The 14,307-nt window shown below is 43.5% G+C and carries 11 protein-coding genes; 6 read left to right on the top strand and 5 right to left on the bottom strand.

Features of this window, described 5'->3' with window-relative positions:
- The first annotated feature begins 289 nt into the window (after positions 1-289).
- The 6 genes from AB4583_RS02420 to AB4583_RS02395 all read left to right on the top strand — a co-directional run bounded on the left by AB4583_RS02420 (position 290) and on the right by AB4583_RS02395 (position 8,502).
- Entirely contained in the window at positions 290-502 is a 213-nt protein-coding gene (locus AB4583_RS02420) for a DUF1656 domain-containing protein (RefSeq protein WP_017059802.1), read from the top strand.
- A 10-nt stretch (positions 503-512) separates the two neighbouring features.
- Positions 513-1,379, top strand: a complete 867-nt coding sequence (locus AB4583_RS02415) for an HlyD family secretion protein (protein ID WP_017059803.1) — start codon at positions 513-515, stop codon at positions 1,377-1,379.
- Positions 1,380-1,388: 9 nt separating this feature from the next.
- The gene (locus AB4583_RS02410) at positions 1,389-2,744 is read left to right on the top strand and encodes an FUSC family protein (protein WP_372116283.1); all 1,356 of its coding nucleotides are present in this window, start codon (positions 1,389-1,391) and stop codon (positions 2,742-2,744) included.
- A gap of 325 nt (positions 2,745-3,069) precedes the next feature.
- Positions 3,070-4,728: a hypothetical protein gene (locus AB4583_RS02405; protein WP_372051776.1), complete on the top strand. Its 1,659-nt coding sequence runs from the start codon at positions 3,070-3,072 to the stop codon at positions 4,726-4,728.
- Between the two features lie 129 nt (positions 4,729-4,857).
- Positions 4,858-6,960 carry a carboxylesterase family protein gene (locus AB4583_RS02400; RefSeq protein WP_017069933.1) on the top strand — a complete coding sequence of 701 codons (2,103 nt, stop codon included), beginning with the start codon at positions 4,858-4,860 and terminating at the stop codon, positions 6,958-6,960.
- Between the two features lie 84 nt (positions 6,961-7,044).
- Positions 7,045-8,502 carry a phospholipase D family protein gene (locus AB4583_RS02395; protein WP_029235238.1) on the top strand — a complete coding sequence of 486 codons (1,458 nt, stop codon included), beginning with the start codon at positions 7,045-7,047 and terminating at the stop codon, positions 8,500-8,502.
- A gap of 101 nt (positions 8,503-8,603) precedes the next feature.
- Here AB4583_RS02395 and AB4583_RS02390 read toward each other — a convergent pair whose 3' ends face one another.
- The 5 genes from AB4583_RS02390 to AB4583_RS02370 form a co-directional block, all read right to left on the bottom strand.
- Complete coding sequence (locus AB4583_RS02390; protein WP_372116281.1) at positions 8,604-9,320, bottom strand: aspartate/glutamate racemase family protein; 717 nt, start codon at positions 9,318-9,320, stop codon at positions 8,604-8,606.
- 276 nt (positions 9,321-9,596) lie between these two features.
- Complete coding sequence (locus AB4583_RS02385; RefSeq protein WP_029235664.1) at positions 9,597-11,315, bottom strand: autotransporter assembly complex family protein; 1,719 nt, start codon at positions 11,313-11,315, stop codon at positions 9,597-9,599.
- A 231-nt stretch (positions 11,316-11,546) separates the two neighbouring features.
- Positions 11,547-12,836, bottom strand: coding sequence for a DEAD/DEAH box helicase (locus AB4583_RS02380; RefSeq protein ID WP_017069930.1), 1,290 nt, complete (start codon positions 12,834-12,836; stop codon positions 11,547-11,549).
- Positions 12,837-13,037: 201 nt separating this feature from the next.
- Positions 13,038-13,778, bottom strand: a complete 741-nt coding sequence (locus AB4583_RS02375) for a DUF1223 domain-containing protein (protein WP_372116278.1) — start codon at positions 13,776-13,778, stop codon at positions 13,038-13,040.
- Between the two features lie 175 nt (positions 13,779-13,953).
- A complete protein-coding gene (locus tag AB4583_RS02370; protein WP_017059812.1) occupies positions 13,954-14,142 on the bottom strand; it encodes a hypothetical protein in 189 nt (62 codons plus the stop codon).
- Positions 14,143-14,307: the final 165 nt, after the last annotated feature.

Raw genomic sequence — 14,307 nt, 5'->3', positions numbered from 1 at the left:
GCATAGTTTTTGAAGTGCAATTTACACCTTAAGTGATTGGTTTAAATATATTTATCTTAAACCGGCAAAAGTAGATGATTTTCGAAATCAATTTCAATTAAGTGTTTCCACTTCAAGAACGACAACCTCCTACCGTTTTTTTACTGGCTTACGGCTCTCAACAAAGAGGCAGTTGGCATAATCACCGAATAAAGTTGGATTGTGATGGGTACGATCCTCTATAAGCGATTATCACAATAAATCGAACTCCGTTATCGTTGCATTCATCAAACAAATAGAGAACAGAACCATGAATACCATGCCGCATGAGCTTGTGTGGGATGAAGTCTACTTCCCACCGCTGTTATTGGTTATCGCACTGGCTTACATACTGACAATGCTAACAGGGTCAATCGCGACACGGTTTGGCCTTCATAAGTACGTCGCCTTTCCTGCAATAGCAGAACTAAGCTTGATCGTGATTTTTACTGGCGCTATCGGCCATTTTATTACCATTTTTTGAGGCACTTACTGTGATCAAACGTTATCTCATTACACTTTTATTATTGGCTGCTGCGGGAACTGTGGTTTATAGCTATTACCAGTCGTACTCAAGTAACCCATGGACCAGAGACGGACAAGTCAGCGCTTATATCGTCTCGATTACACCTCGAGTCACGGGTCAAGTCATTGAAGTGCATGTCGAAGACAACTCGAAGGTAAAAAAAGGCGATCTTCTTTTTGAGATCGATCCGAGTATTTACAAGGCGACCTACAGAAAAGCACTTGCGACTCAAAAACAAGCATTTGCCCTACTCGCCAAAGCCAAAAACGAAGAGCAACGCGCGTTGAATTTAGAGAAAAGAACGCCCGGTGCCGTGCCCGTGCTGACACTAAACAACTTGAACAACGCGGTAGAAACCAGCGCCGCAAATGTCGAACTGGCAAAAGCGAACGTAGAAGAAGCACATCTCAACCTTGAGTACACCAAGGTATATGCGCCTACTAACGGCTATATCACCAATCTGAACCTACGTGTTGGCTCTCAAGTTGTCGCGAATTCACCTGTGGTTGCGCTAATTGATGAAGATAGCTTCTGGATTGAAGGTTATTTCAAAGAGACTGATTTAGTCGGTGTCGATGCTCAGGACACTGCTTATGTGACCTTAATGATGCACAACAATGTTCAGCTAGAAGGACATATCAAAAGTATTGGTTTTGGTATCGCGAAGCAAGACGGCAGCACAGGTAATGATTTATTGCCAAACGTGAATCCAAACTTCCAATGGATACGCCTAGCTCAACGCATCCCTATCAAAGTGAAGTTAGACAAAATACCAGAAGACGTACAACTGCGTGTTGGTATGACTGCCTCGATCAAAATAATCAAAAATAGCTAGGTGATTCTTATGTTCACTGCATCGACTAAAGACGCGATTAAAGTCGCACTCTCTATCGTTATCGCAATCTGCCTAGCGTTGTGGTTTGGTTGGGAAAAACCGTATTGGGCTGCGATAGCCGTCGCAGTGATGGCATTGAACGAGAGCTTCGCCCATTCAATAAACAAAGGCCATAACCGGTTAATGGGAACCTTGTTAGGGACCGGTTATGCCTTTTTCCTCATTGCGATGTTTTCACAAGATCGATTTTTGTTTCTAACATTTCTTACCGTGTTCTTAGGCACTTGTATTTTCATGTCTAGTGACGAGAAATACGGCTACATCTTTTCAATAGGATTTACCGTGTGTTCGATTGTTGCTTGTCTGGGCGGGTTTGATAACCAAACCACCTTTCACTTTGCTGTACTTAGACTTCAAGAAACACTATTAGGTGTTGTTGTGTTCTCTATTGTGTATCGCATCGTGTGGCCTGTGAATACTGAACTCAACTTTGTACAACGTTTCGAAACCAGTAAACAAGCGTTGTTAGATGCAATGGAAAAAACAGACAACATCGACATTGCCGCACTTGAAAGCAACACCGCGAATATTGATAAGCTGTATCAACTTTTAGATCTGCCACTGACCGGAAGCTACCACCTTAAAGAGAACATCCAAACATGGCGCTTGCGTATCGATGAAATGGCACATATCCAAGATACATTACTCAAACAAAGTAACAGCGAATCAGACTTAGATATCCAATGGGCAGTTCTTACTCACAACTTGAAGACGTTCGATGTATTAACACCAGAACAATCTCTTGTTGAGGGTGAACTCAATGTCATAGGTGATCATAAAGACGTGTCTTGGCATCATGCACATCGCACGTTTGTTGAACATTTGAATGAAGATGGGCGCAAAGTGCTGCAAGGCGTGTCGATGTTTATCACATCGCTGTTGGTTTGGATTTATCTTCCAGTTCCAGGTGGTTTCATATTTCCTATGTTAGCCGGTGTATTCTCTGCTATGGTGCCGACCATGCCACCAAGCGTTATTAAGGACGCTTTTTATGGTGTGTTGGGTACAGGGTCGGTGGTTCTGTTGCAATACATCTTTGTGATGCCATTAATGACAGAACTATGGGAGCTGGGACTATTCTACTTCCTTAACATTATGGTGATATGGAAAGTGTTCGCGACACCTAAGCTCATGGTACACCGAATATTGGGTATTAACTTATTAGTTGTTCTCACATCTGGTGCGCTCAACCTCACACCTGTTTATGGAATTGAAACGCCACTTTTGATGCTCGTAAACATTTTGATTATTCTGATGATAGCGAAGTTGTTTACTGATCTATTTAGAGTGAGGGTAACTGCTTAGAACTAAATGCGCTTAACAACTCACAACAAAACGGTCTGCCAAGTATTTTTACTTCACAGGCCGTTTTTTATCTATTGAAAATCATTATAAATCAATTGATTAACGCTAATTATTACTAAATGAGGATAGCGTCCATCAAAAGCGATTAACGCGATCTGCCACCTCCTCTTAAAATCCTCTCATTGATTGACGCAATGCATTTTTAGTCGCGACATTCACACTAGCAATCCTAACGGATAAATACATAACAACTGAACACGACGTTCAGTATTACATCGACTGTTTGAGTCTCGAAGGTTTGAGGCTACTCAGCGTGGGAACCGTCATGAGTTTTTTTGAAATACGCACCAGCGCCTGTAAGACCCATACTCTTTCTGTGTTAGCGTGCGCCCTATTACTTACCACCCCCAATTTTGCGTCTGCGGCAGAAACCAATACTTACAGCGAAGTTATGGAAAAAGGTCGAGCACTATTTGACAAATATGGCATCAGTCATGATTTACCAAAGCTAGCAATCAGTTCGCTCGTACAGGGCGAACACCTAGTTGAACACGCACATCGAACCATACAAATTGGCGATGAGGTTCGTGACTCAAGCGTCTATCTGATAAAAAACACAGACAGCAAAGGCAACATCGACCTGCGCATCAAATACAACCCGCAAGAGCTGGATGAAAACGAAAAACTGATCGATGAAATTGAAGAGTTTACGCGCACTGAGTATCGACTAAGAAATTATGCAGAAAGCTTCGATCCATCGTCAGTGAAAGTCAATGAAAAAGACAACGGCGACGTGACCATTAGCTTCAACTATTCGAAATACGGCTTACCACAAGACATCGCCTATTTCCGTTTCTTGAATGTTGATATTGAACTTGTAGGCGGCACACCAAAACGCATGGTAATCACCAACGACAAGCCATTTAATCTTGGTAAGTCAAAAGTCGATACCTATTACCAAGTGATTGATTTCCAAACGTTAGACTCTGGTAAAGTCGTTATTGAACGTAAGACAACTAACATCGAGGGTACGTCTAAAACGAAACCGATGACCATGAGCGCTGTAACTGAACCCGTCGCAATTTATGAAGACGACAACGGCGTTAATGTCCTGCATGAAGAGCGTCTAAAAGAAGTTTCAGATCCTCGTATGCAAGAAGCGAGTGTTAAGTTAGATCGAGTATTCCCTTTAATGGGTGACATGGTGCGTCGTCAAGGTATCGATTTACCCCTTCCATTCGGCGTATCAGTGGCTTATCGCAATCAAGATATGGATATACCCATGACAGATTACGTGATTGGCGGTGTGCGCTTGAATGACCTATTCGACCCTGAAGATAGCGTTGCAACGGTTAAAGCAGAAAGTCTTTCAATACGTGGTGATGTGAATATTCTGCCATTCTGGAATGTATTCGGGTACGTAGGAAAGGTAAACGTTGATGCGAATATTGACGCCTCTTATACCGGCGCCGCAGGTGAATACTTAAAAGACAAGCTCAATAACAAATTGCCAGGGCTAGGTAACGCACTTTGCGAAGGTGTCTCTGCCTTATGTAACAGTGGTCGTTTGAATGTACCACTTCATCTTGAATATGACTTACGCGGCGCGGGCACCACATTATCTGTTGGTTACAAAGAATTCTTTGCCTCAGTGACGGGTACTTACTCCCAAACACGCCTGAAAGGGTTGGATGATTGGGGTGATGGCATTGTCACGATTCAGCCAATGTTGGGCTACCAATTAGTTGATTATCGCGCTCAATTCTTCGTTGGTGCTGAATACCAAGGTTTAGATTCACGTATGCAAGGTACTGTAAAAACCGGAGACATCGAATTTGATTATGACGTTGGCGTCGATATCGACCAGTGGGCATTCCTAACAGGTTTTAACAAGCAGATCGGCAAAAACTACAACATGACCATGTTGTACAACAAAGGCGAAACTCGTTCGGCTGTGACATTGAACCTTGGCTACCGATTCTAGTCACCGAACTTTGATTACCAGCCTAGCCCTTAAACCAGGTTGTTCTTAATAAGAAATTTTGTAGTTCTGTTATCTACGCAGATAGCGATGAAACAGACTACGCCGAATACTATTGTGGAAACTCATTTTATGACTATTGCATACCGTTCAATGATCGCTCTTACTATTACTACTGCCTTAGCAGGTTGCGATACTGATAGTGCCCCTACTGTTCCATTCCCAGACAAGCCCGAACCGTTAGTTCCGGCACCGGCTAAACCGTTTGATGCTCAAATCGGTAACGTAACGATTAAAGCGACGATAGAAGAACTGGTTATAACTTCGAATACCGAAGACGACAAACTGGCTTCTGTTGAATCTTTCAAAGGGATTCAATATGCAGAGGCTCAGCGCTTTAAACCCAGTGAAGTTGTAAACCTTGTTGAAGGTACTTTGGATGCGACTCAGTTCGGTTATGCTTGTCCTCAACTAAAAACGACAACACAAACACAAGATGAGAACTGCCTTAACCTCAATATCTGGCGCCCAGCAGGCGTAGATGCTGATGCAGATCTACCGGTTTATGTATTCATCCACGGTGGTGATTTCGAATACGGTTCTGGTGCAGAGCCGCTCATCCAAGGTGATACCGTGGTTGCTCAAGGAAGCGACGATGGTAAGCCTTTCATCTATGTAAGCTTTAACTACCGTCTTGGTCAGTTAGGTACTCAATGGATTAAAGGCGCGAACGAAGATGGCAACTATGGCCTAGGTGACCAGAAGCGCGCCTTAGAGTGGGTACATAACAATATCGCTGACTTCGGTGGTAACGCTCAAAACGTAACCGTTATGGGTCAAGGCTCTGGTGCTATGTCTATTGGTTTCTTACAGCAAGATCATGATATCGCAGGTCAATATTTCCAACGTGCAATCATGCAAAGCAACCCTTATGGGTTTGAGTATCCAAGCTATGAAGTTGCAAAAGATCGCAGTAAGGGTTTTACAGCAGACACTTCGCTTGACAAGATAATGGCGTCGCAAGAAACAGCTTTGGATGGTATTGAACAGCTAAAAAATTGGTTGTTAGGTTCTTTGCAAATCCCAATTCTGAGCCCAGCCGCAGATGAGACGCCAATGTCAAACCTGATGCCTTTTGCTCCATACATATTGTGTGAAAAAACAAGTTTCCTTGGTAGCTGTAGCGAATCAGCAGAGTCACCAATGAAAGCAGGCTTCTCAGTACCAACTGTCCTAGGTGAAAATGCACATGAAGCGAACAGCTTTGGCATGCTATTTAGCGCTACGTTCTTAATCCCGACGGTCATCGAGTTATTAACAAATGATGAACCTGAACTGCTTACTAACGAAGATCCAACAAAGCTAGCTCTAGCTATGGTTAACTGGTTAGAAGATGAAAACAACATCGTTCTTCTGCAACAAAAACTATCTGAGCAAGCAAGTGATGAAGTTTCAGCAGATCTTGTATTGCCAAGCAGTGCGTACAGCGCAGTAACGAGCTTATTTTATGGTGCCAAGCTAGAAGGTGATCTACTTGAAATGACTGGATGCATTGATACCAACGATATTGCGGGTACCGTAGGTTGCTTGGTCGACATTGTTGAGATCACTAGCCACCAGCAAACCCAAGATATTCTGGCTCTAACGGATTTCTACCCTAACTCAGAAGCTGACATAGGTGGCGCTCTTGACAACATGAAGCAATTTAAAACCTTGCTAAATGACACCTTGTTCAATGGTCCAGCTCGTCACATGGCAGCAAACAGCGGAGTAGAAGCAACGCTATACCACTTTGAGCACAAACCAAGCTTTAACATGTGGAACTATAAAACAGGTCTAAATGAAGAAACGGGCGAATACGACCAACTGCCAATCATTGATCTATTCAAAACGATTGGTTGCATCAGCGGTGCATGTAACGGTTCAGAACTGCCATTTATGTTCAACAAAGCTGTACGTTTTGATGGAAGCGAAGTAAATCCATCAAGCAAAGATAAAGCCCTTATGAACGAAATGTCGCGTCTTTGGTTTAGCGATGAATTGTTCCAGAGCTACCAGTACAGCGATGCTACCGACAATGTGCTTGTCATTGATGGTGCAGGATTCAGCGACAACAGCACTACCTTCGACTGGGACTATGTCACAAACCCAGGTGTTGATCCTAAGCTTCGTGAAGGTCGCTTAACGGGTCTAGCAGAGCAAGGTCTTATGCCTTGGGACTGGTACCTAAACTAAACATATTCAACACCCTTCCTACTTTAACGGCCAGCTCGCTGGCCGTTTCTATATCCAAATTTTATGTTTAAACGCAGGTTAGTTATGACACTTAGCAAACTAAAAACAGCATGCACAATAATGTTGATTGCTTTGGTCACAGGATGTGCCCAACCTTACCCCGATGTTGAACCTGACTTCGAAGCTAACTGGCAAAGCACAGAACATCAAGCCGAAGTCTATTTGATCCCGAGTGCGCCTGAAGCCTTTGCGCGCCGCATTGATCTGGTTCGCCAAGCAAAACACTCGATTGATATGACTTACTTCTCTTGGGAAAACGACACTCTGGGTCTGATGCTGTTAAACGAGCTGAAACACGCCGCTGACCGCGATGTGGCCGTGCGCCTCACACTGGATGACTTGTTGGTATTCAATGACAAATGGCTTGCGGAGTTGGACTCACACGCCAATATTGAGATTCGACTGTTCAACCCTTTTGAGTCACGTAAAGCTGGCTGGATTGGTCGTGCGCTCAACTTCTCTACTCATCAAAAACAGTTAGATAATCGACTGCATGAGAAATACTTTAACGTTGATCACCAATCGATGATCCTCGGTGGGCGCAACATCGGCGATGACTACTTTGGCTACAGCGAAAGTGCCAACTTCTTTGATATGGATGTGCTGTTTAAAGGCGACGTGATTGCTGCTTTCGACCGAAACTACCAAGCGTTGTGGAACAGTGAGCATGTAGTGCCAATTCAAGAACGCATTAAAATCAAAGAGAAAGAGCAATACCAAGCGTTCACCAAAGCGTTGAACAAAGGTGAAAAGAATCAAGCATTGATCACGTCTGAAGTCGAAAGGCAGATAAAGAGCTTAAACCAACCGAAGTTCATTTCAGCCTCTGTCACGCCGGTATTTGACTCACTGGAGAAACTCAATGACAACAAGCCCTACTTTCGCCAACGTATTGAACACTTGATGAAGCAAAAAGTACCGACACCTTCTAAGGTTATTATTTCTACGCCTTATATGGTGCCAAGCGATAACAAGTTTGTATTCGTCGATGCACTTAGAGAGAGCGAAGCCGAAGTCACCTTACTGACGAATTCATCGGCTTCTAATGATTCGGGCTTTGTGCCTGCGTATTACGAAAAACACCGTGAGACTCTACTCGACAAAGGCGTAAGTATCTATGAGTACAAAAGCCAAGCGATCAATGATGATCACTACTTTCATGTTGATACCTACTACCACAACAAGACAGTAATTTTAGATGAGCGTGTCACCTATATTGGCTCTTCTAACTTCGATCCAAGATCAGACTTTCTCAACGTTGAGTTTGGGGTGTTGGTTGACAGTGAAGAGTTTGCGAAGCAAGTGACACACTACTTAACACGTCAGAAAGAGGAGTTGTTCTGGGCTGTGTCGCGAGAACAATCAGGTGACACCATCTGGGCTTCAGAGGAACAAATCCATACTAAGAACCCGAACTACAGTTCATGGAACAAGGTACCTGATTGGTTATTTCGAAAAATGAATGGCGAGTTCGAGCTTTAAGTGTTCAGCTTCGAATCTTAATTTTTAATTTTCTCCAGTCCAAATGTAAAAAAGCCGCGTAATTCGCGGCTTTTTCATGTTTCAAATACACGTATCTGAGCTTATAGACGGTAGGTCATCGCTCTTTGGGCTACGTAGTTCACCATATCAAGCGTTGTGAAGATCGAATTAACATCATTAATGTTGTAATCCACATGTCCACGCTCCACATATTGCTCAGCGAGACGGTAAATATCAACGACACGCTCAGCTACCGCTTCCATAGGATCAATAAAAGTGACTGTTGGAAATGCCGTTTCAAGTTGCTTTCTAACCAAAGGAAGTTCCGTGCATCCCCAAATAACCGTATCAACGCCCTTCTCTACGATGGATTGAATCGCTACAGCAAGCAGTGCGGCATTACGCTCAAACTCGCCCGCTTTGATCCCGTTGGTTTCTCGGATTGCTTGTCCACACTCTGTCATCTCACCGGTTACTTCACCATAGATAGCACTATGCACGTTATGCTCTTGCTCAAAGGAATCTGGCTTAACGAACACCAGATTCGCGTCCGTTAGGTAACGATCATAGATTCCCGAATTGTATGTGCCGTTGGTACATAAAATACCAACAACAGATTCAGAGTTCTGCTCTTTGATTTGATCAACGGTGGTTTGAAGCATGTCGACGATATAAACGTTGGTGTGCTTTTGAACCTCAGGTCTAAAGTAATGAGCGGTGTTACAGGTCATTACGCCAAACTGAACATTGGCATGTTCTAAAATGCACGCTGACTCAATCAGTTCAGGCACAGGATCGGTACCGCCTTCGTTAATCACTTCAGATCAATCGGGGATATCTGAGTTTTTCACCACTATCATGGCCATGTGGTCTTAGTCTTTAAGTGCGCCGTGTTCAATTTCTTTCTTGGCGACGATATCTTGGAACAGAGCATCTGCTTCAGGGCCCATATTACCAAATACACCGAATCGTAGCTTTTTCATTGTTTTTACCTTTGTGTTTGTTAAAGCACAAAGGTTTTTACGCTCTTTCGATTTACTTGAATCCTATTAGATGGTTCGCATCCTCGCGAGTGCATAAACAGCGTACAAAAATCAGAATTGAGTACCCAAGGAAAAATGAATACGAAATTCGTCGCCTTCAGGCGCATCTAAGCCGTAAGCAAAATCGAGCTTAACTGGCATTAACTGTGAGTTCCAAATCAAACTCACGCCCGTCCCACGCTTCCAATCCGCTTGTTGATCAAATGCATCACCCACATCAAGAAATGCGCCCAACCAAATTGAACGATAGACTTGATGCTGATATTCGAGCCCAGCAGTTAACATATAACGTGCCCCCGTTAGTTCACCATTCTCGTCTCTAGGGGAGATAGATTCGTAACCATAACCTCGCAGGTTTCCATCGCCACCAGCAAAATACCGCAGTGACGACGGCACATCAGATAATGATTTGGCAATGTTGATGCCTACGTTGGAGCGGAAATGGAGCTTCTGCCTGTCACTAATATCCCATGAAAGGACACTGTTTCCTTCCAACCGCAACAGCCTTGAGTCAGAGAACAGACTAGGGTCAGAATACTCGACAGAATAGATGTGTCGATGATTGAGCTCCAACTGATCATTTTTACGATCAACCTGAGAAAAACTGATGCCAGGTAACAGCAATTGCGATTGCTCTTCCTCAGACGCCTGACGGTACTGTTCGTGCAAGTATCTGACATAAATGGTGCTTTGCCAATCACTGTCTAATTGCCAGTAACGTTCGAACTTAAGATCGTTTGTAAAGCTATTGGTGTCTCGATGATCAATTCGTTTCGATTCAAACTGAATACCAAAGTAATCCGTTGTGACTTTCTCTGTGGGGATTTTGTACCCCAACTGAAGTGATTGCTCCTGTTCAGACAAATATGTCTGTGTTTCAAAGCTGTGGCCTCTCCGGTTATACCAAGGCTTTGACCAACTGAGAGAGGCGCGTAAACCGAGATCAGTAGAATAGCCGCCACCGACCTGCACGATATTTCGAGAACTTGGCTCGGCAATGATTTCAATTGGAACTTCTAGGTTGTCATCAAGTTTGTCAAAGTCACCATGTACGATGACACTTCGAAACCATTGAGTGTCTGACAAATCAGATTGCAGTTCACCTAACTTGATGGTGTCAAAGTCATCACCTTTTTTAAAGGTGGGTATTTTCTCGATACGAGTAGGGTCAACCCCATCATCAGGAATACTTATAGAACCGAACTTGTAGCGTGGACCACTTGCAAAATACAAGTGTATATTCGCGATGTTCTCGCTAGGAATAACTTCAATCTTTGACTCGATAAACCTGCCGTCAAAATAACCTTTCCGCTTTGCTAAAGAGAAAATCGCACGCTTAGTTTGGTCGTATTCTTGGTGAGACAAAGTTAAACCTGAGCCTAACTTGCTTTGATTGAGTATATTGATGAACTCCGCATCTAGGCTAGCTTCACCTGTTATTTTTACTATCGATTCTGCGATGCGCATGACAGGACCAGAATCGATGTTAATGATCACGTTATCAGAATCATTGAGGTCGATATCGAGCTGTGGGTGATAATAACCATAAGGGTTGAGTGCATCTTGAATACGTTTAGATAGCTTCGTTTTCGATAGCTGTGATGCAGGAACATCGGCTAAAGGTTCTAAATATAATTCTACATTTTCGGTGAGAGTTTTATTAACCCCTTTAACCTCAAATTCAGCAGCACTAGAAGAGTGTTGGGTAAACAGGAAAAATGAAGTGGCCAGCACTAATTGTTTAATCGAGGTCTTCACGCGGTTACCCAATTGCTCAAAACCCGAACAGGTTATGAGCAAAGCGTTAAATCGCCGAATCTCTTATGGAGGACGCTATCCTTCGAACGGCTTATCGGGTTGTTTAACACTGCAACAGTCGTTTATTAACGACTCAAATCCCAGCCCTACAGACACAAAAAAGGCGCAATTAAGCACCTTTTGAATGTCTATTACTTATTGATTTATATGGCTTGCTGATTTATATGGCTTGCTGACTCAAGATCAGTTGTTGTTCAGCCACACATCTTGGTTTTTTGGAGCTTTCTTCTTCTTTTTCTTCTTGCCAGTACCGGCCGGTGGCGCAACAGGTTTTAGTGCTGCGATCAGTTCAGCTGTCGCTTCTTCATCCACTTCAAAGCCTTCAATTTGCTCACGCTCAAGACGAATCTTGTTCTTCTTCTCGATGATTTTGAAGTGGTGGTAATCTTCGTGATCGATCAGAGATAACGCAAGACCAACTTCACCTGCACGACCACTTCGGCCGATACGGTGCATGTAGTCTGACGGGCTACGCGGTAAGTCAAAGTTGATTACCACTGGAAGCTTCTCAATATCCAGACCACGTGCCGCGATGTCTGTCGCGATCAGAACGTCAATCTCGCCAGATTTGAAATCTTCTAGGATACGAGTACGTGAACCTTGCCCTTTATCGCCGTGGAATACTTCTGCGATGATACCGCGCTTGTAAAGCTTGTCTGCTAGGTGCTCACAGCTGTTCTTCGCATTAACGAAGATCAGAGCTTGGCGCCATTCATGTTGTTGAATTAGGTGTGCGAGTAACGCTGTCTTGCGACCTTTTTCTACTTCGAATACACGTTGAACCAGTGTGCTCGCATTGGCACTTTGAAGTTGAACTTCAATTGGATCGCTTAGAAGTTCGTGAGTCAGCGTTTTAACTTGCTCTGGGAAAGTTGCAGAGAACAACAAGGTTTGTTTTTTGCTCGGCAAGAGCTTCAAGATTGCATCAAGTTCTTCGGTAAAACCTAGGCTTAGCATTCGGTCAGCTTCATCAAGCACTAACGTTTTCACTTTATCTAGTTTGATAGCGTTGCTCGAAATAAGGTCAAGCAGACGACCCGGTGTTGCCACCAATATATCAGTGCCGCCACGTAGCGCCTGCATTTGAGTGTTTACCGATACACCACCAAACACACAAACCGTTTTAATCGCGCCATTGAAATGCACAGCGTAAGATTTAACGCTGTCAGCCACTTGCTTAGCAAGTTCACGAGTAGGAACCAAGATAAGGCCAGAAACAAAGTTACCTTTGCCTGAACGACGGTCCAGAGGGGCATCTTCATGAATCTTTTGTAACAGTGGAAGTGCAAATGCTGCGGTTTTACCTGAACCGGTATTTGCGCCTGCAATTAAATCGCGTCCTGCTAACACACTTGGAATCACTTGCGCTTGGATAGGCGTTGGCTGTTGGTATTCAAGCTCAGATAAACGAGCCATCAAAGGAGAGATTAAGCCAAGATCAGAGAAGTTGGTTGGTGCTGTGGTGTTAGTCATTAATTGCAGGAACTCAAAGCTAAAATAATAGCGCGCTATATTAACGTATTTCAGCAGTATTACGTAACTAAATCGCCCTTTCGCTTCTATTTCACTGATTAATATCCGTCAGAAGCGAAGTTATCGATGTGAGAACCTCGATACTCGCCGTACCAACTTCGTCTAAGAGTATTCCAGCTACACAATTGTCGTGGGTTGCAGTTAGTTCAGCCAACCTGCTACCGTTTGTTCCGGTGCATACGAATTCGGCTCGGTTAACCAAACAGCGACTGCGTCTGGTGTAGCGACAAGTGGCTCAAAATTGATATTAAATTGCCATTCAGACTCACCACGCTGATAACCATCGTAAACCACAACAAAATCATGTTCGAGTTTCTTACCCCTGTTCTCGCCCTCCTTAACGCTGGTGACTTCGTTCATCGCCAGCAAAGCTATATGAGCAACATAATCCCCTTTGCCTTCGTAACTTACGCTGAACGTATCGCCTTTATAGTTGACCGTTAGCTTGGGGCTATTTTGTTGTTTGAGCGAAGGCAACGTTCTGTCTAACCAGTTAAAGTAACCGCGCCACTCTTTTCCATCGACAACAAAGCCGGGTGTGTAAACCCCACTTGTTACTCCATAAGCTTTGTACAAGTGTTGCTTCTGACTGAACGCCTTACTCGCGAACTTGTCGCCCCAACCTAAGTAATCCCAATAATCGACGTGATAGGCAAGCGGAATGACTTGTGTCCACAGTTGTGGGTCATCTTCAAATGTACTTAGATACGCATCAGCGGGAGGACAACTTGAACAACCTTCAGAGGTGAAGAGCTCGATAACCTGTGCGGGCTGGCCTTCATTACTCCAGGTTTGTGCAAGCGACACTGAGGAATAGAAGCCGATCGGTAAGGCAAATAAACAAAGTTTAATCAATGATGAATTGCGTTTGGCGTGTGACATACCGAGATCCTTGTACAAAGCGAATTGAATGGCGCTCAAATACAGACCGTTATGCCTAGGTTTTTCTTTCAGGTGCTTAGTTTACGAATAGATTGAGTTTATTTCAGATACAAAAACGCCAGCTTTAGAAGCTGGCGTTTTCTTAAAATTCTATATTTACATGTTAACGCTGAGATTAACGGTTAATACCGATATCGCGTTGCATGTGACCAGATAGGTCGCTTGCGTAGTAACTACGTGGAGAGTTGTCTACGAAAAGAATATCGAAAATGTGTGCAATCAATCCTTTGAAGTTAACCGAGTAGGTTTTCTTATCCATAGAGTTAGGAACAGCGATAGTATTCATTTGTACTGCTTGAGCCATGATTGCCTCTCTATAAATTTATTAATGTGTTTCGTTCTGATGACAAGAATAATAGGTGATCTTTTGCAGGTTAAAAAATGACTAAAATTAGATTTTGGGATTAGTTTTTCTAATAAAACAAACCATTAACAACGCCACAAAATAGATATGCAGATTATGTGAGTA

Origin of the sequence: Vibrio sp. 10N.222.49.C12 (assembly GCF_041475025.1) — a bacterium.
Lineage (GTDB): Bacteria > Pseudomonadota > Gammaproteobacteria > Enterobacterales > Vibrionaceae > Vibrio > Vibrio crassostreae_C.
This window is presented reverse-complemented; position numbering and strand designations above follow the sequence as displayed.